Origin of the sequence: Mucilaginibacter pallidiroseus, assembly GCF_007846085.1 — a bacterium.
In the GTDB taxonomy this organism is placed as follows: Bacteria; Bacteroidota; Bacteroidia; order Sphingobacteriales; family Sphingobacteriaceae; genus Mucilaginibacter; species Mucilaginibacter pallidiroseus.
In genome coordinates, this window is record NZ_VOEJ01000002.1 from 534,463 (window position 1) to 553,446 (window position 18,984).

At 43.7% G+C, this 18,984-nt stretch carries 18 protein-coding genes and 1 pseudogene; 3 read left to right on the top strand and 16 right to left on the bottom strand.

Features of this window, described 5'->3' with window-relative positions:
• Positions 1–78: 78 nt before the first annotated feature.
• Positions 79–2,532 carry a TonB-dependent receptor gene (locus FPZ43_RS06815; protein ID WP_146381097.1) on the bottom strand — a complete coding sequence of 818 codons (2,454 nt, stop codon included), beginning with the start codon at positions 2,530–2,532 and terminating at the stop codon, positions 79–81.
• 129 nt (positions 2,533–2,661) lie between these two features.
• Here FPZ43_RS06815 and FPZ43_RS06820 point away from each other — a divergent pair, with 129 nt between their 5' ends.
• On the top strand, positions 2,662–3,318 hold the full coding sequence (locus tag FPZ43_RS06820) for a metal-dependent transcriptional regulator (RefSeq protein ID WP_146381098.1): 657 nt from the start codon (positions 2,662–2,664) through the stop codon (positions 3,316–3,318).
• A 110-nt stretch (positions 3,319–3,428) separates the two neighbouring features.
• Positions 3,429–4,286 carry a DUF4198 domain-containing protein gene (locus tag FPZ43_RS06825; protein ID WP_146381099.1) on the top strand — a complete coding sequence of 286 codons (858 nt, stop codon included), beginning with the start codon at positions 3,429–3,431 and terminating at the stop codon, positions 4,284–4,286.
• Positions 4,287–4,291: 5 nt separating this feature from the next.
• Here FPZ43_RS06825 and FPZ43_RS06830 read toward each other — a convergent pair whose 3' ends face one another.
• The 13 genes from FPZ43_RS06830 to pdxA form a co-directional block, all read right to left on the bottom strand.
• Positions 4,292–4,843 carry a dihydrofolate reductase family protein gene (locus FPZ43_RS06830; protein WP_146381100.1) on the bottom strand — a complete coding sequence of 184 codons (552 nt, stop codon included), beginning with the start codon at positions 4,841–4,843 and terminating at the stop codon, positions 4,292–4,294.
• A 13-nt stretch (positions 4,844–4,856) separates the two neighbouring features.
• Positions 4,857–6,242: a LutB/LldF family L-lactate oxidation iron-sulfur protein gene (locus tag FPZ43_RS06835; protein WP_146381101.1), complete on the bottom strand. Its 1,386-nt coding sequence runs from the start codon at positions 6,240–6,242 to the stop codon at positions 4,857–4,859.
• Positions 6,243–6,384: 142 nt separating this feature from the next.
• The gene (locus FPZ43_RS06840) at positions 6,385–7,968 is read right to left on the bottom strand and encodes a M28 family peptidase (RefSeq protein ID WP_146381102.1); all 1,584 of its coding nucleotides are present in this window, start codon (positions 7,966–7,968) and stop codon (positions 6,385–6,387) included.
• A gap of 23 nt (positions 7,969–7,991) precedes the next feature.
• Entirely contained in the window at positions 7,992–8,426 is a 435-nt protein-coding gene (gene rpiB, locus FPZ43_RS06845; RefSeq protein WP_146381103.1) for a ribose 5-phosphate isomerase B, read from the bottom strand.
• A gap of 63 nt (positions 8,427–8,489) precedes the next feature.
• Positions 8,490–9,350, bottom strand: coding sequence for a twin-arginine translocase subunit TatC (tatC, locus tag FPZ43_RS06850; RefSeq protein WP_146381104.1), 861 nt, complete (start codon positions 9,348–9,350; stop codon positions 8,490–8,492).
• 77 nt (positions 9,351–9,427) lie between these two features.
• Positions 9,428–10,762: an acetyl-CoA carboxylase biotin carboxylase subunit gene (gene accC / locus FPZ43_RS06855; RefSeq protein ID WP_146381105.1), complete on the bottom strand. Its 1,335-nt coding sequence runs from the start codon at positions 10,760–10,762 to the stop codon at positions 9,428–9,430.
• A gap of 83 nt (positions 10,763–10,845) precedes the next feature.
• Positions 10,846–11,325, bottom strand: a complete 480-nt coding sequence (gene accB, locus FPZ43_RS06860; protein WP_146381106.1) for an acetyl-CoA carboxylase biotin carboxyl carrier protein — start codon at positions 11,323–11,325, stop codon at positions 10,846–10,848.
• Between the two features lie 148 nt (positions 11,326–11,473).
• Positions 11,474–12,478, bottom strand: coding sequence for a beta-ketoacyl-ACP synthase III (locus FPZ43_RS06865; RefSeq protein ID WP_146381107.1), 1,005 nt, complete (start codon positions 12,476–12,478; stop codon positions 11,474–11,476).
• A 10-nt stretch (positions 12,479–12,488) separates the two neighbouring features.
• The gene (gene plsX / locus FPZ43_RS06870; RefSeq protein WP_146381108.1) at positions 12,489–13,427 is read right to left on the bottom strand and encodes a phosphate acyltransferase PlsX; all 939 of its coding nucleotides are present in this window, start codon (positions 13,425–13,427) and stop codon (positions 12,489–12,491) included.
• A 14-nt stretch (positions 13,428–13,441) separates the two neighbouring features.
• Positions 13,442–13,633 carry a 50S ribosomal protein L32 gene (gene rpmF, locus FPZ43_RS06875; protein ID WP_146381109.1) on the bottom strand — a complete coding sequence of 64 codons (192 nt, stop codon included), beginning with the start codon at positions 13,631–13,633 and terminating at the stop codon, positions 13,442–13,444.
• Between the two features lie 16 nt (positions 13,634–13,649).
• Positions 13,650–14,171, bottom strand: coding sequence for a YceD family protein (locus FPZ43_RS06880; RefSeq protein WP_146381110.1), 522 nt, complete (start codon positions 14,169–14,171; stop codon positions 13,650–13,652).
• Positions 14,172–14,426: 255 nt separating this feature from the next.
• Entirely contained in the window at positions 14,427–15,614 is a 1,188-nt protein-coding gene (locus tag FPZ43_RS06885) for a DUF5009 domain-containing protein (RefSeq protein ID WP_146381111.1), read from the bottom strand.
• 81 nt (positions 15,615–15,695) lie between these two features.
• Entirely contained in the window at positions 15,696–16,751 is a 1,056-nt protein-coding gene (gene pdxA / locus FPZ43_RS06890) for a 4-hydroxythreonine-4-phosphate dehydrogenase PdxA (RefSeq protein WP_146381112.1), read from the bottom strand.
• A 203-nt stretch (positions 16,752–16,954) separates the two neighbouring features.
• Between pdxA and rsmA the strand changes: the two genes are divergently transcribed.
• A complete protein-coding gene (rsmA, locus tag FPZ43_RS06895) occupies positions 16,955–17,734 on the top strand; it encodes a 16S rRNA (adenine(1518)-N(6)/adenine(1519)-N(6))-dimethyltransferase RsmA (protein WP_146381113.1) in 780 nt (259 codons plus the stop codon).
• On the opposite strand, the gene FPZ43_RS06900 is transcribed toward rsmA, so the two are convergent.
• The gene (locus tag FPZ43_RS06900; protein WP_146381114.1) at positions 17,731–18,291 is read right to left on the bottom strand and encodes a hypothetical protein; all 561 of its coding nucleotides are present in this window, start codon (positions 18,289–18,291) and stop codon (positions 17,731–17,733) included. The two genes, rsmA and FPZ43_RS06900, sit on opposite strands and share 4 nt — an antisense overlap.
• Positions 18,292–18,572: 281 nt before the next feature.
• Positions 18,573–18,984 (bottom strand): annotated as a pseudogene (locus tag FPZ43_RS06905) (glucosamine-6-phosphate deaminase); the annotation flags it as partial.

Genomic DNA, 18,984 nt, shown 5'->3' on the forward strand with positions numbered 1-18,984 from the left:
CATTGATTAATGCCACGGAGGGATTGCCTTGCTATCGCTTCCAAATACATAAGTTTTGCGAGCTAATCAGCGTAGTTCTTAGAACGGCACGATCACTTTGAAGCTCAGGTTACGCCCCATGTTGTAAATACCCAGGCGGCCGTTGGGGGATGATTGATAGTATTCAAAGTATTTAAGGCGATTCAAGTTGGATTGATAAGCCACATCAAACAAATTATCGGCCTGTAAAAATAACTCGCAAATGGTCTTGCCCGATTTTTTGCGGAGTGTTGAGCCTATGCCTGCATTTATTAAGGTGTAGCCGGGCGTGGGCGTTTCGGTATCATTCAGCGCATAAAATTTGTTTTGGTTTGCATAAGCGTCCACCTCGGCCCTTAAATATATTTTAGAGAACATGCCGTACGTGCCCTTGAGTTTTATCTTCAACTCACTGCGGGCATGCAGCGGCGGGATAAAAGGCAGGTATTTTGCCGCGCCATTGCTTTGCTCGAGAAGGGCTTTATTCTTATTTAAACCCACTACATAGGCAAGACTGTTATTCAGCTCCAGCCACTTTGCGCCTTGCGGGTGCAGGTTAAATGTAAACTCGGCACCATACAGTCGCGCTTTAGATTGCTGGTACTGGTAGGTGGTGTTGCCTGGCACAATAATTACCGGGTTGCCGTTTTCATCATCCAACCGCGATTGATAAATGTAGTTTTCGATATTGTTGTTGAACAACTCCAGCATCACATCAAAATTTTTGAGGTAGGCAATAAAGCCTACATCCTGCTGCAAGCTAAACTCGGGTACAAAGCTGCGGTTACCCAGGTATACAATGTGGGCACCCGGGTCGAGGCCGTTGCTGCCAATTTCGGTAATATTTGGTGCACGATACCCGCGGGCTATATTCGCTTTGAGCATCATCTGCTCATTGATATTGTATGTTAAACCCAGGCTACCCGATACGCCATGGTAGTTGTGATCAAAGTTTGGAAATTGCAATCGCGAGCCAGCCGAACCAGCGCCTACTTTTTGCTCGAAGCCATTTGCTGGGTTAGGGCCAATGTAAAAATCATGCCAACGGATGTTACGCGTGTCGTACCTAAGGCCTCCGGAGATATCGGTTTTACCTATGCTTTTTTGGGCAAAGAAAAAAGCGCCAATATCAAACAAATTGTAATCAGGTATAGGAAAATCAGTTGCATCCTTACTTCGATTGGTCTGATAAATACCGTTCACACCAAAAGCAGTTTCAATCCCCGCAAGCGATGGCGCGCTATATCTTAAATCATAATTTAGCGTATGGAGCGTAACATATAAACCCGCCTGGCTCGGCTGCGTGGGGTGATTGTATTCGCGCCGTACACTTTGCTGCCAGCCCAACGCGGTATTGATTAGGCCTTGCCCAACCTTAATTTCGGTTTTGTTGTAAACACGATAGTGCTGTATATGCTGGTGCAGCGGTGTTATGCTGTATGAGTTCAGTTGATCTTGGGTAGCAACAGGCCTGTTCTTGATGTCATCCCCATCATCAAGCACCTGCACCGTAAATCGGCGGGTTAAAGAGTCGCGGCTACCATCCGGTATTTCCTGCTTGTTTTCATAAGCCGTGGCAACGGTTTGCGAGTACCCCCATTTCTTATCAACCCTTGTCATGCCCGATAGGATATACTCCCTAAACGAAGTATTATAAACCGGCCCGTCAATTTTATTGCTGTAGTTATGAGCCATTTTACCCGTCGCCCTGAAAGCATATTTCCAGTCGTTCTTCTTGTATGACAATCCTAACGACGAACCTATCAACCCATTATTGGTATGGTAATCGGTAACAATATCGCCGTTCAGCTGTCCGTCCTCACCATTGGGTATATAAGGTATCAGGTTTACTACGCCGGCCAAGGCGTCGCTTCCGTAAGTTAAACTTGCAGGGCCCTTAATTACTTCGGCGCGCGCTATACCGTATTGGTCGACTTCAATACCGTGCTCATCGCCCCATTGCTGACCTTCCTGGCGTATGCCATCATACAAGGTTAGTACGCGATTGTAACCCAACCCACGGATAAACGGCTTTGAGATGTTTGGCCCTGTAGTAACAGCAGTAACGCCGGGTATACCTTTTACAATAGCATCAATAATATTGTTGCTTACGTGCTGGTCTATCTCTTTTTTGCTTAGCACCACAATAGGCACAGGGTTGCTGCGCAGCTCGGTAGCACGCGACACACCCGTTACCACAACCTCATTTAATTTGGATTGCCCTTCCTTAAGTTCGGCATTTAAGGTTACCGCAGCTCCTGCAAGATCTACCTTTTGGGTAACCTGGAAATAGCCCATGCTCGAGAAAACAATGGTGTACTGCCCTGCAGGGATGTTTCTGATCTGGTAGAAACCTTCACTATTTGTGGTAGTGCCATACTTGGTACCTGTTATAGCAACCGATGCGTAAGCTAATGGCTGCCCGCCGGACCTTACTATTCCTTTTAAAGAAACATTTTGAGCCTTAACACCCGCACAGCAAGCAAGTAAACAAAAAAGCAAAAGCAACTTCATAAATAATTATTTTGTACAAACGTATTAATAATATTTTACATGTTAAACAATAAAAATTAGCCTTACCTAATTTTTATTGTTCTTATAACTATTGTTTTTTAGTTATGTTTGTAATGGCCGATAATTATTATGATCACATTATCTGAAGAGAATTACCTTAAATGTATTTACCGCCTCGGGCAGGATAAAGGGCAAAAAATAACGCCCACCGCCATTGCCGATTCGCTGGGCAATAACCCGGCATCGGTGGTAGATATGATACGTAAGCTTACCGAAAAGCAGCTTATTATTTACGATAAGAAAAAGGGAGTGGAACTAACGGCGCAGGGCCAGAAGGACGCAACACTTATTGTACGTAAACACCGCCTTTGGGAAGTTTTTTTGTTAGAGAAGCTTGGCTACCATTGGGATGAGATACATGATATTGCCGAAGAGCTTGAGCACATCAAAGATGATTCGCTTGCCGACAGGCTCGATAAGTTTTTAGGCTTTCCGGAGTATGACCCGCACGGCGATCCGATACCTAAAGCCAATGGTAAAATGCCAAAGCGCTACTCAACCACCCTGGCTGATGTTAAAGCCGGCGGTTTTTGCAGGGTTGCCGCAGTTAAAGATACCACAAGCTCTTTCCTGCAATACCTTCAAAAATTAGATATCAGCATCGGCACAAAGATTCAGCTGATCGAGAAAATTTCTTTTGACGGCTCGCTGGTTATCAGCATCAACGGAGCCGAGCATAAAACGGTTTCACAAAAGTTTGGCGAGAGCCTGTTGATAGATATATGATTAAATTTCAGCAAAGCGTCATTATTACTCATTAATGCCGTTTAAAGTAAATAGGTGAAGCTACAAAGTTTTTAAATCTTTGTAGCTTTGAACAATACCTCCCTTGTATTATGAAAAATTTTTGCATTAAGGCCCTTGTTTTTGTGTGCGTAATCGGGCTTACCTCATTTGTTTCGGATAGGTTTTTAATGCCCGGCAGCTTTTACCTGCATAAAGGCGACAAGATAAACCTGCACCTGCTTAGCGGCGACAATTTCACCAAAGAGGGCGAAAGCCAGTATAATGCTTCGCAAACGCTTAAATTTAATTTATACGAGGGCAAAAAAGTAACCGACCTAACAAAGGTTACAGCCGATAAAGCGTCGCCGGTACTTAATTACACGCTTAACAATACCGGGCTTGGGTTAATTGAAATGAGTTCGAAACCACAGAATGATATTGTTCCGCGTGATGAGTTTTTGGCTTACCTTACCGACCAGGGTTATGACGCCTTCGCCGAAAAAAATAAGAATGCCACCAAGCTTAATTTTGTTGAGAGGCAGCACCTATTCCTGAAAACTTTATTTAGTGTTGATGATAAAGGAGGTAACCTTTATAAGCAAAACCTGCAAAACGAGTTCGAGATTGTTTTACAGCAAAATCCATTTAAGCAAAACTACGGCGATGATATGTCGGCGGCTGTTTACTTTAAAGGGAAACCTTTAAAAGATTGTAACGTAATGTTATACATCCGTACAACAGGAGGCACCGTAGTGCCTCAAAAATTCAGCACTGACACCGAAGGTAAAATCTATTTTAACCTTACCCGCAATGGTGTTTACATGCTGCGTGCCATGCAGATGATTGAGGCACCAGAAGGTGGTGATGTTGACTTCATCACCTGGAACACCACATTCACTTTCGCATTTACCAATAACGAAGATCTGCCAAATACTTACAAAGAATTTGGCTTAGGCGATACCCATTAATCAGATCAGAGCAACTTCATAGTGTCGACATCAAACCTTGGCTTGATGGAGTAATGCGCCTGCAACAAGCCTGTCTCATAAGCGGTTTGGCTCAGTAAGATTAAATTTACCCTGTCCTTCATGTGCTTAAAAAGCGGGGTACCTGCGCCAAGTACAATAGGGTGGATGGACAGCACCATTTCGGTAACGAGGTTGCGGTTCATCAAAGCAGTGATAAGCGATCCGCCGCCAAACAACCAGATGTTTCCACCGGGTTCGTTCAGTATTTCTTCAACTTGTTTGTCCAAGTTTTCCGATCTGATGATGGTGACGTTTTCGGGCTGATCGTCGGCTTCGAGGGTATCCGAAAATACGTAATAGTTTTGTACCGGGAAAAAAGCTAAATCGCCTTGTATCATTTCAAAGCTGCGCCTGCCAATAAACATGGCATCAACCTGGCTCACAAAATCGGCAAGGCCATAATCATGGCCATCGTCAAAACACCAGTCGTATTCGCCGTTTGGGCCTTCAATAAAGCCATCTAAGCTAACGGCCAGGTTTATAATCACTTTACGCATGGCAATACTACAATTATTCGCCCTGTTTGTGTTGATCTTTCCATTGCTGGCTAAACGACTTAGGCGCAACCTCGGGCATTTCTTTATAATGACCCCATGACTTTTTGAAGAATGTGCGCATTAGCCAGTTTTTTGTCTTGCCGCTAAAAAAGTCGGTAAGGCTGCGCTTAAGCATCCCTTTTTTCCAACCGGCCCATCCCCACTTCTCTTTCATGGCAGGCAGGCCCTCGTTAACCGCATCGCGGCGGTTAAGCAGCAGCATTTTATGGATATCAATTTTAACAGGGCATACCTCGGTACATTTACCGCAAAGGCTCGATGCAAAACTAAGGTGTTTAAACTCTTCCATGCCCCGCATATGCGGTGTAATTACCGATCCAATAGGGCCGCTATATGTCGTATCATACGTGTGGCCACCAATGTTTTTGTAAACCGGGCAAACGTTTAAGCAAGCCCCGCAACGTATGCAATACAAGCCTTGTCGCTGGTCTTTTTGGGCAAGTAGATTAGTGCGGCCATTATCAAGCAATACAACATACATTTCCTCCGGGCCGTCGGTTTCATTGGGCTGTCTTGGTCCGCTTAGGATAGTATTATACACTGTTAAGTTTTGCCCGGTGCCATGGGTTGACAGCATGGGCCAAAATAAATCAAGGTCGGCTATTGATGGTATCATTTTTTCGATACCCACAACCGCTATATGAATTTTGGGGAATGACGTAGTTAAACGAGCGTTACCCTCGTTTTCGGTAATACATATACTGCCTGTGTCGGCCACGAGGAAATTAGCTCCGGTAATACCAACATCTGCCTGCATGTACTTTTCTCGCAAAATCTCCCTGGCCTTTTGGGTAAGCTGCTCGGGCGTACTGTCAATAGGCGAACCAAAGCGCTCGTTAAATAACTTTGCAATGTCCTCTTTAGACAGGTGCATGGCGGGAGTTACTATGTGATAAGGCTTTTGCCCCAGTAACTGTACAATATATTCGCCAAGGTCGCTCTCAAGCGATTCGATTTCGTGCTTCTCCAAAAACTCATTGAGGTGTATCTCCTCAGTCGCCATCGATTTTGATTTGATGACGGTTTTTGCATTTGCCTTTTGGATAATATTAAGGATTTCACGATTGGCTTCTTCGGCATCGTTGGCCCAAATCACTTTACCGCCGCGCTTTTGAAAATTGGCTTCAAACTCCGGCAAAAACTTGTCGAGGTTTTCCATTACCTTCCATTTGATGGAGTGGCCCTTCTTTTTGGCATGCTCGAGGTTGGCCATTCGCGAAATGCCCTTATCAAAAGCGGCATCATATTTATCAATGTTATTATTGATGATGCGCCTGTGATCAGTCTCGAAAGCCTTTATTTCGGCAGCTATCAAAAAATCTTCAGCAATATTCCCCATTAATGCGAAAGTAAACAAACCCGATAACAGTTTGCCAATCGGTTGAAAAATAAGACGATTATCGGAAATAATATCGATATCAATTTCCTTAAAACAAGCAGAGCAGCCTTTTGGGCTGCTCTGCTTGTTTTGTTTGTTAAAATTATCGTGTAGCTGGTGCCGGTGTTTTGTCAACAACAGGGCGGGTAGCACGGTTGGCTAAATCCCAACCGGTGTAATAAGCTAACTGCGCACGTTTTGCCAACAGCGGGAAGTTAATTTTGCTTACTTCGTCGCCAGGTTGGTGGTAATCGGCGTGTACACCGTTAAAGTAAAATATGATGGGCACGTTATGTTTAGCAAAGTTGTAATGATCTGAGCGGTAGTAAAAACGGTTAGGATCATTAGGATCATCATATTTATAGTCAAGCTTTAACTTGGTGTAGGTATTATTAGCATTTTCGCCAATTTTATGCAGATCTGAGCTTAACATGTTCGAGCCGATCGAGTAAACAAAGTTTGCAGAATCGGGCTTTCCAATGTACTCTTCACCTACGCGGCCAATCATATCGATGTTTAAATCGGCAATGGTGTTTTCTAACGGGAACACCGGGTGCTCAGAGTAATACTCCGAACCTAACAAGCCTTTTTCTTCACCTACGTTAAATAAGAATAGGATGCTGCGTTTAGGACCCTTGCCGTCTTTTTTTGCCTGCGCAAAAGCACGTGCAATTTCTAATACGCCGGTAGTACCAGATCCATCATCATCAGCACCGTTATTCACTTTATCAGTAGCGCCCGGGCGGGTGTTTAAACCAATATGGTCATAGTGTGCAGAAAATACCAAAATCTCATTTTTAAGCTTGGCATCAGATCCCGGCATAAAGCCTAACACGTCAACTGCTTTCACGTCTTTATTTTGTGTTGTAATAGCAATATCTGCAGCAGCTTTTAATACTTGTGTTTGTGATGCTGTTTTAGCAGCATCTTTTATAGCAGCAAAAGTTTTGCCTGTTGGTTTAAGTGCAGCATCGGCAACATCTGTAGTTATATTAAACATTGGTGCAGCAGTATTAGTGCTGGTAGCTGCTTTTTCTTCTTTTTTCAGACCCATGCGTGCGCCGCCTGGATTTGCACCCGCAAAGCGTTTAAGCAGCGCAGATAATTCGCTATTGGCAGCTAAGATAATAGCAGGATTTTTAGCACGGATACCTTTAACTATCTCCTGGCGAGCTGGCGACATACGGTAGCTGGTGTTTGGCGCTTTACCTTCTTCAGGTTTATCCTCGTTTATCCAAAGCACTACTTTACCAGTAAGATCGGCATTGGCAATTTCGGCAGCGGTACCGTAACCAACAAATACAATGTCAGAGGTGGTTACTTTTTTATCGGGAAATGCCCCCTGGAAGAAAAAGTCTTTCCAGTTACCAAAAGCCTGGCCATTGATGGTGAAGGCAGGCACTTCAACAGAACTTTCTGTTAACGGAACATTTAAAAAGTATGAGCCGTTAACTGGTGCCTGTAATCCCAGTTTTTTCAATTCGGCAGCAAGGTAATTAGCAGCTTTATCGGCACCTGGTTTACCGGTTTCGCGGCCTTCAAACTCGTCAGACGCAAGTATGCTCAGGTGTTTGCGAGCATCTTCGGCAGTGATGACTTTTGCATACTTCATTGCCGTTGGGTTTTGCTGTGCACAGGCATTTACCGAAAAGCCCAGCGCAACTATCCATAAGGGTAATTTATTCATTTATTAGTTTTTTAAAATATTGGTTAACAACTGATTTTGCCGACACGCCTTGCATGGCGGCCGCCTTCAAATTCTTCGGTCAAAAATACTTCTATAATAGTTTTGGCATCTTCAATACTCACATGGCGTGCAGGTATGCAAAGTACATTGGCATCGTTATGAGTACGTGCCGGCACTGCTACTTCGGGTTTCCAGCAAAGGGCTGCACGGATGCCCTGGTGTTTATTGGCTGTCATGGCTACACCGTTTGCACTGCCGCATAGCAATATACCAAAATCAACTTCACCCTTTTCAACAGCTGTTGCAACAAGGTGTGCCGGGTCCGGGTAATCAGCACTCTCTGTCGAGTTTGTGCCGTGGTCAGTAAAGGTTATGTCTTCAAACATGCCAAGTATGGCCTGTTTATAATCGAAGCCGGCATGGTCTGCACCAATGGCTATCTTTAGTCCCTGTTTCATCAACGTCAAAAATATATTAAATTAGTATTGACGAAGGTAAAGATTTTGTTGGATTTGGATGGTTTACAATCCGGCTTTCTCTCTGGCTATTTTCCTTCTCTCAACTACGCCTGCCACTACAATGCCTACTTCATACAAAATAAACAATGGAACGCTCACCACCAACATGGTCATCATGTCCGGCGTAGGTGTTATTACTGCCGAGATGATCAAGATAATAACAATTGAGTAGCGGCGACCGCTGCGCATAAACGCCGGGGTTAAGATACCCAAACTGGATAGGATGTAAACCAAGATAGGCAACTGAAATACTACACCACTTGCAAGAGTAAGCGTAGCTACTGATGACAGGTACGAATCTACCGTAAACTTGTTTTCGATTTGCGAGCTCACCGTATAGCCTGCCAAAAAGCTGATCGACTCGGGCGTGATGATATAGTAGCCGAACAATATGCCAAGGATGAACAGCAGCGTTGCGTAGATCACAAAACCGCTTGCCGCTTTAACTTCCTTCTCATGCAGGGCCGGCTTTACAAAGCGCCATATTTCCCACAGTAAATAAGGAAAGCCAAGCGTGATACCAATAAGCAGGGCCGAGTTTATTTGAAGTGTAAACTGCCCGGCCATTTCCGTATTAAGCAGGCTAATGTTTATTTTATTGATACAAAAACCATCGCGGTGCAGGTAGTCGCCAATTTTGCACAGCATACGATAGGTCCAGAAATCGGGCCTGCTAGGGCCCATAATTACGGTATCAAATATAAAATCGTAAAAGTAAAAGGCGCCGATGGTAAAAATAACAATGGCTATGGCCGAGCGCACAAGGTGCCATCGTAAAGCTTCGAGATGGTCAAAAAATGACATCTCGGCTTCCATAGTTTGCCCCTTTTCCTTTATCGCCTTTATCAGTTTATTATCGCTCATTGCCAAATATTAAAAAACATCCCGAAGATAGCTAAGGGATGTTTCATTTACGTTATATAGTGCCTTAAAAGTTTTTGCTAAAACACAAAGGTTTCCATAAACTTGGTGGTAAAGTTACCCGCACGGAAGTTTGGATCCTTTAAAAGTTTAAGGTGGAAAGGGATAGTAGTTTTTATACCCTCAATCACAAATTCGCTTAGTGCACGCTCCATAGTTGATAATGCCTCATCGCGGGTTTGAGCCACGCAAATTACCTTGGCTATCATCGAGTCGTAGTTAGGCGGGATCACATAGCCGCTGTAAACATGCGTATCGATACGTACACCATGACCACCCGGAGAATGGAAGTTTGTTATTTTACCCGGTGACGGGCGAAAACCGTTTGCAGGATCTTCGGCATTGATACGGCACTCAATGGCGTGCATTGTTGGCTCGTAATTTTTGCCCGAAATAGGGATACCTGCAGCAACTTTAATTTGCTCTTTAATCAAGTCGAAGTTGATAACCTCTTCTGTAACCGGATGCTCCACCTGGATACGGGTATTCATTTCCATGAAGTAGAAGTTACGGTTCTTGTCAACTAAAAACTCTACTGTACCGGCACCTTCATACTTTACTGCTTTTGCACCTTTAATTGCAGCATCGCCCATTTTTTTACGCAGTTTATCTGTCATAAAAGGCGAAGGAGCTTCTTCCACCAATTTTTGGTGACGACGCTGTATAGAGCAATCACGCTCAGACAGGTGGCAAACTTTACCAAACTGGTCGCCTACTACCTGTATTTCAATGTGGCGTGGGTCCTCAACATATTTTTCCATGTAAAGGCCATCATTACCAAACGCTGCGCCCGATTCGGCACGTGCGCTATCCCAGGCGTTTTCAAAGTCGGCGTCGCGCCATACAATGCGCATACCCCTACCGCCACCACCTGCGGTAGCTTTTAATATTACAGGATAACCAATTTTATTGGCTATTGAAATTCCTTGCTTAACATCGCTCAACAAACCTTCAGAACCCGGTATGGTTGGCACACCGGCTTTTTTCATGGTTTCTTTTGCTGATGCTTTATCGCCCATTGCATTGATTTGGGCAGCAGTAGCACCTATAAACTTGATATTATACTCGGCACATATGGCAGAGAACTTTGCATTTTCTGACAAGAAACCGTAGCCCGGGTGTATAGCATCGGCATTGGTAAGTTCGGCAGCCGAAATTATGTTAGGGATATTTAAATACGAATCGCGGCTTGCCGGCGGGCCAATACAAACAGCTTCATCAGCAAAACGCACGTGAAGGCTGTCGCGGTCAGCTGTCGAATAAACTGCTACGGTTTTAATACCCATTTCTTTACAGGTACGTATTACACGCAAGGCAATTTCGCCACGGTTAGCTATAAGTATTTTTTTAAACATGTTTGTTTTACTTAGTGGTTGATTAGCTTAATTGGTTGACTAAGTTTTATAACTAATCTCTAATCAACCAGTCACTAATCAACTTATTTAGGTTCAACTAAAAATAAAGGCTGGTCGTACTCAACCGGTGATGCATTATCAACCAGTACTTTCACAATACGGCCCGATACTTCAGATTCGATCTCGTTAAACAATTTCATTGCTTCAACAATGCAAAGCACGGTACCAGTGCTTATCTCGTCGCCCACGTTTACAAACAAAGGTTTGTCTGGAGATGATGAACGATAGAAAGTACCGATCATTGGCGATTTGATGGTAATATAGTTTGATGAATCGGCAGCAGGTTCAACTGGCACAGCTGCAGAAGCCGCTGGCAATGTTACCGGTTGCGGCGCAGGTGCAGCAGCCAATGGTACCGGTTGAGCCGGGATGTTTGCGCTAACGTAGGTTGGGGCCTCGTTAGTCTTTATAGTAATTTTAAAATTTTCTTGTTCGATAGAAACTTCATTTACGCCTGATTTTGAAACAAAGCGTATAAGATCCTGAATCTGTTTGATATCCATAATAGCGATAATTGGGTTTGGATAAAAGTTTTAAATCTAAGGTATATATAATATGCACTTCTGCAAATTGCTGCGGTGCGTTTATTATAAGTTATTTTATCTCAACAGGTTTTACCAGGAGATGTTTTAATTTTAATTCGCCGTTAACCTACTGTTTACTGCTGTTATAAGCCCATTTAAGAAAGATTGACCCCCATGTAAACCCGCCGCCAAATGCTGCAAGTATAAGGTTATCTCCTTTTTTAAATTTGTCTTCCCACTCCCATAGGCAAAGCGGTATGGTGCCGTTAGTGGTATTGCCATAGCGTTGTATGTTTATCACAACCTTTTCCGGGTCAATACCTGTGCGGCTTGCAGTAGCATCAATAATGCGTTTGTTTGCCTGGTGTGGTACCAACCATGCAATATCATCACCGCTAAGTTGGTTGCGCTCCATTACTTCGGCAGCAGCCTCGGCCATGTTGGTTACAGCAAATTTAAACACTGCCTGCCCTTCCTGGTAGGCGTAATGTTCCTTAGCGTTAATAGTTTCGTGGCTTGCCGGGAAGCTTGAGCCACCGGCTTTCTGGAAAAGAAGGTTTGCGCCAGATCCATCGGTTTTTAATACCGAATCGATAATGCCATAGCCTTCAGTATCCGGCTCAAGCAGGGCGCAGCCGCAACCATCGCCAAAAATAATGCAGGTAGCACGGTCCTGATAATTTATAATGGCCGACATTTTGTCGCCGCCAACTACCAAAACCTTCTTGTGTTTACCACTCTCAATAAACTGGGCGCCGGTTGCTAGGCCAAAAACAAAGCCCGAACAAGCCGCCTGTAAATCATATCCCCAAGCATTTTTAGCACCAATCCTATCGGCTAAAATATTTGCGCTTGCCGGGAAAGGCATATCAGGGGTAATGGTACAAAAAATAATCAGGTCAATTTCTTCGGCACTGATGCCGCGCTTTTTCAGCAGGCCCTCAACAGCAGGTACTGCCATATCTGTAACGCCTGCACCTTCGCCTTTCAATATTCTGCGCTCCTTAATACCGGTGCGGGTAGTTATCCACTCGTCGTTGGTTTCTACCATAGTTTCCAGCTCCTGATTGGTAAGCACGTACTCAGGCACGTAACCATTTACAGCGGTAATAGCAGCATGGATTTTGCTCATATTATTCTTTTTACTGAAAAGCCTGTTTAATTTTATCTACCAGATTGGTTTCTATCATGTTTTTACATAATAGTACCATGTTTTTGATAGCCTCGGGGCTGGAAATACCGTGGCCTACCACAACCGGTGCATTAACGCCAAGTATTGGGCTGCCACCGTATTGCTCATAATTAAAGCGATCGAAAAACTCATCTTTCAATTGCTTTTTAAGCGTGATAACGTAAAAAGACTCTGCCAGTTTCAGGATAACGTTGCCCGTAAAACCATCACAAACAACAACATCGTTGTTATCTGTAAATAAGTCACGGCCTTCAACATTACCTACAAAATTAAACAGCTTGGCATCGCGCATAAGGGGGTAGGTAGCCAGCGAAAGCAGGTTACCTTTTTCCTCTTCCTCGCCTATATTCATCAAGGCAACACGCGGGTTACTGATGCCATAAACAGACTCGGCAAGCAAGCTACCCAAAACACCAAATTGTAAAAGCACATCAGGCTTGCAATCGGCATTGGCGCCAACATCCAACAAAATACCCAAACCGCCTTTCAGTTTGGGTACAATGGTAGTCATGGCCGGGCGTATTACGCCAGGGATAGTTTTTACACTAAACATCGATCCAACCAACATGGCACCGGTATTACCTGCTGATGAAAAGGCGTCAATGTCGCCATCTTTCAGCATCTTAAAACCAACGCTTATGCTCGAATCGGGTTTTTGTACTATCGCCTTTGTAGGGTGTTCGCCCATGCTAATCACTTCGGTTGTATGCACAAACTCAAAATGATCCGGGCTAAAGTTATTTTCCTGAAGTATTGCAACTGCGGTTTCCTTGTCCCCAATAAGCACAATTTTCTGGTCGGCAGTAAGGGCCTTATGAGCCTCTATCGCGCCTAAAATTGCAGCTTTGGGGGCATAATCGCCGCCCATAATATCTAAGCCAATCTTCATTTCAGAAAATTAACTTAAACTGCTACTGCCTTCTCAATAAGTACTTTACCGTTGAAGTAAACGTTACCGTCAACAGTGTAAGCTCTGTGTGGCAAGTGCACAGCACCTGTAGTAGGGCAAGTAGTTAAAGTAGGTGCTTCTGCTTTGTAGTGCGTTCTGCGTTTATCTCTTCTTGATTTCGAGAATTTTCTTTTTGGATGTGGCATAACTTCCTTTTATTAATTATTTTAATTTTTTGAGGGCATCCCATCTCGGGTCTGCTTTCTCTTCCTGTTCATCATTTGCCTGCAGCTTTTTAAGCTTGTCAAGCATTTCCGTATCACACTCCCGGTCGTCTCCGGCGTCGCTGCAGTTATTTATAAACGGCACAGCAACGGTAACATATTCATAAATTAACCCGGCAATATCAATCTCATGATCGTTCTTGCCTAAAGTAATTATCTCGTCGTCGTCAGTTATATCCTCTTCGCTAAAGCGGGCAATCTGCTGTTCGGTAATTTCCAGGTATTTCGGAAACTCGGCCAAACAGGTATCGCACGCTACATTAACCGTACCTTTGATATCAAAATTTAATATCAGCATGGTTTCCTGCTTTTCAAGCTCCACCACGCATTTAAGGTTCGCCTTTTTAACAAGCGAATATTCAAACTCGCTAAAAAAATCGTCAGTGATATCGTATTCAAAGACGTGCTTACCCAGCTTAAGGCCGGTAAATGGTATTGAATATGTTTTTAGTGATTTCAATGAGCAACAATTAGCCCGCAAATGTAGGCAAAATTAATAAATCTGAAAAGTGTTTTTTAATTATTGATTTTCAGGGGTAAAAAGGGGGGAAAGTATAGAGGGAAAAGCTAAAAGTTTAAAGGAAAAAGCTGAAAGCGGAAAGTGCCAAGCCGAATGCAAAACAGATCAGCCGCCCAAAAACTTTTTGCTTTAATTTTCTCCTTTTGACTTGAAAATGGCTTTCTGCTTTAGGCTTTTTACTTTCATCTTCACAAGCTAAATTTTAAGCCTGATATTTAACCTTTGCAGCAGACCTGTTAACCACACAATTGCAAATGAGAACAACAAACTGCGTATGAGCCCGCCTGTACCTTGATCTAAAAATTCAGGATAATTAAAATCAGTCATCGAATAAAGCGGGTAAAACAGAAATGGCAGCAGGTAGCACATAAACGTACCTACACCCGCCGGCTCAATGGGCTTAAATAACCTGTACTGATTTTTAATATCGACCACAAAAACAAAAAAAGCGTAAGCCACCAGGCTGATGCCCGTACATATGAGTACCCATGAAGGGGTATCGCGCGCTTTAGATATGCCTCCGCTAAAATAACGCACAATAAAGCCAAGGTTAAAAAGTATAACTGCCATAAGCAGCATGGCCACCCAAAGCAGTTTCATTTCTTTTGCTTTGTTTAAGCGCATGTACAGTACCGATACAAATACACCTGCCATAGTAAAGGCCTGCATTGCTCCGTTACCCGATATCCATACATATTTTTGTATTGGGTTGAGGAAAGTAAGCATGCCAAAGTGATAATCGATATTGAAGAACATAAAGAATATCCACGCAGCTGCCTGCACCCACAACAAACCGTTTGAATAGTAATAAATTAAGGCACACACCAGGTATGACCACCCAATAAGCCCTAATATACCCCACCATGTAAGGTGCAGCCAAGGGTGTTCCGGATCGGTACTTTTATAAACAAGGCAAACGGCAATCAGCAATGCCACGCCAAGGCCCTGTAATATATACCTACCCCATTTTGATTGCCAATAGCGGTAATCAAGAAATATGAAGAAAAAGCTAAACGTTGCGAGGCTGTCCCAAACAGGTTTTGGCAGTATGGTGGTTTCATCATTGTAAGTTTCCATGTTGGCATGAAAAAAGCCAATGAATATTAAAGCGAATGATCGGGTGATGATTCGCATAGGTATTTTTACGGCATCATCACTGTTATGCCGTTTTGCAAACGCATATGGAATTGAAAGACCTACGATAAATAAAAATGCCGGGAAAATTGTATCAGCCAATCCCAAAGCATCGTCCATTACTGCAGCATGTTTTAGCCATTGAGGGGTATTTGGCACACCATCCAGATCGTTAACAAAGATCATTAGGAACATGGTAACTGCACGAAACGCATCTATCGACCGGATGCGGTTGATTAAATTACTCATTAAGCAGGCAAATGTAAGTTCGAGTCAAATTGTTTTAACTAAACGGCAATTAATTAAAAACAGTATTCCCGAAGGCTATAATTAATCCCTGTCGCGGCTTAGCTTGCTAAACTGTAAAGGGTTTGCATTAAGCTCTGCAGTTTCGCGGCGATGTTTAATAATATGTATTGCGCTGAATAAAGCTTCGCGAAATGATACCTCTGAAGCCAGATTTTTGCCTGCAATGTCGTACGCCGTGCCATGATCTGGCGATGTGCGTACAAAGCTTAAACCGGCAGTGTAGTTTACACCGGTTTCAAATGCGATTTGTTTAAAGGGTATAAGGCCCTGGTCGTGGTACATAGCCAGCACAGCATCAAACTGCATATAGGTGCCGTTTGCAAAAAAACCGTCGGCAGGGTAAGGGCCGAAAGCCAAAATACCGCTGTTGCGTGCCTCTTCAATAGCCGGGATAATTACATCCTTTTCCTCGCTGCCAATTAACCCATTATCACTTGCATGCGGGTTAAGGCCAAGCACAGCAATTTTAGGTTTACGCACCCAAAAATCAGTTTTCAGGCTATCGTTCATCAGCTTTAATTTGCCAACAATTTTTTCGGCAGTGATACTTTGTGATACTGCCGAAATTGGAATGTGGCCGGTAACAACACCCACGCGCAAAGTATCGCTTACCAAAAACATTAATGACTCGGGCTTACTATCCCGGTGCTGCAAATACTCGGTATGTCCGGGAAATGCAAAGTCATCATTTTGAATATTGTCCTTATTAATAGGAGCCGTTACCAAACCATCAATAAGGCCGCTTAACAAATCATCCGTTGCGCGTTGTAATGACAGGTAAGCGTATTTGCCGCCATCGGCTGTTACACTTCCAGGTTCAATTTTAACATCTTCCTCCCAGCAATTTATCATATGAGGTTTGTGGCCCTGAGCCTGGTCGGCACTATTGATTACCGCAAAATTAAGCTCATGCACATGCGTTGAACGGCGGTGAAAAGATGCAACTTTTGTGTGTCCGTAAACAACGGGTGTACAATAGTCATATATTTTACTATCGGCCAAGGTTTTAATGATTATTTCTAAGCCTATGCCGTTTACGTCGCCTATACTTATACCTATTTTAGGTTTATCGCTCATGATCTGTATTTTGATTTAGCGGAGTTACACCCCGTACCTAAACCGGTGTGGGCTAAAGCCTCATCCGGGATACCGCCTATGCATAAAAGCCGTAAGATGTGGGCGTTCCCCCTCCGGTTAATTTACAAATAAAAAGATTTTAATGTTAAAGTTCCTGATTAAAGCGCAAATATCCCGTAATTTGTGCAAAATAGGTACGTGTAATGACATTAGTAAAGGCAAAGAAACATTTAGGACAGCACTTTTTAACCGATAAAAATATTGCCTCCAAAATTGTTGACAGCCTAAAGCCCAATGGCCGGTACGGCCAGGTGCTTGAAGTTGGCCCGGGCATGGGCATTTTGTCCGATTTCCTGCTGCAGAAAACCGAATATGAGGTCTTTTTGATCGATATCGATACCGAATCGTACGAGTTTTTGCATAAAAAATACCCCCAACTGCAGCAACGCTTAATTAACGCTGACTTTTTGGAGCTTGACTTTTCGGCCACTTTCGAAGATAAACTGGCCGTTATAGGTAACTTTCCGTACAATATATCTTCACAGATACTTTTTAAGATATTGGATAACCGCCACCTGGTGCCCGAGGTTGTGGGCATGTTTCAAAAAGAAGTTGCAGAACGTTGCGCAGCCAAACCGGGTAGTAAGGAGTATGGAATACTCAGCGTATTTTTGCAGGCCTATTATAAGGTAGAGTATTTGTTTACGGTAAAAGCCGGCGTATTTAACCCGCCACCAAAAGTATTATCGGCTGTAATACGCCTTACGCGCAACGCCGTGGCAGAACTTGACTGCGACGAAAAGCTGTTTTGGCAAGTGGTAAAGGCCGGTTTTAACCAACGCCGCAAAACGTTACGCAATGCGCTTTCATCACTTATTAATAAAGAGAATATGGCTGATAATACTACGCTCGACCTGCGCGCCGAACGCCTGAGCGTAGCTGACTTTGTAAAGCTAACAAAAGAGATAGCGGAGAATCGCTAATCAATCTTAATAATCTTTTTAGGATCGGGATATAGCTCTTTAACCTTTTCGGCCATGCGTTTTACAAAAATGTAGTTGGTTGTACCACCTATTACTGCGCCCACAACCGGTATTAGCCTTTCGGCGGTACGAACGCCAAATGCAAGCAGCAGTTTTTCGGCAATGCTTTCCATCATGGTTTTACTTACGGCTACACCTGCTTCAATTTTAAAAGAAGTGGCTACAAGCGACATAAAGTCATCAAAGCCAATACGGTAGCTACCCTTATTGTAATACATGATGGCCATGGTTACCCTAAATTGCTGGGTTATGAGGTTTACAAAATCTACCGGCATACCCACTATCATGGTAAGTACGCCGCCTGTACCTGCAATAGCTCCTGTACCTGCAGCTATGTAAGCACACTGGTTAATAAACTTATCAAGCCCCATGGTGTCCACACCTTTTTTTATGCTGAGCTGATCTATATTATTAAAAATATTTCTGAAGCCATCAGTTGATAGCTTTTCGGTAAACTCCTTTATGCTGACACGGGCCTTTTTAAACGGAACTAACATTGCTTTGATTTATATACCATTCTAATACCATTTACGTGCCAATTTGATAATCTACTATGATGTTTGACCAAGACTCTGTCGGCAAATACATGTCCGCTGCTTTAAATACGCAAGGAAAATACATTCCATGTCATTGCGAGCAGCGCAGCGACGTGGCAATCATGTCGCCTGATTATTCAACGCTAGGAGATTGCCACGCTATCGATCGCAATGACATAATGTTACGAACGCAAAAGAGCCGCTAAGTTTAGCAGCTCTTTCTGTTGAAATGTATGTATTGCTTAAAACTCGTATCGTACGAAGGCTTCCATGGCAGCGTACTCTGCAAGGCCAAGCTTGTCATAAGCCTGGGCAGTTTCGCGGTTGCGGTCCTCGGCACGTACCCAAAACTCCCTTGCATCATCACCCGGGAAAACAGGCAGGTCCTTTTGCGACTGGTGCTTGAAGATGGCATGGCGCTTACGGATCACCTCGGCAGGTGACAGCGGCACAGCCATCTCGATCTCATGCGTCGGGAACTCCTGCCATGCGCCGCGGTACAGCCACATCCAGCAGTCTTTTACCCAGTCTTCGGTTTCCTTCAAACGGGTTAAGGCAGCCAGGATAATGTTGAAGCATACGATGTGCGTCCCGTTAGGGTCGGCAAAGTCGCCCGCTGCAAATACCTGGTGAGGCTTTATCTTTTGCAGCAGC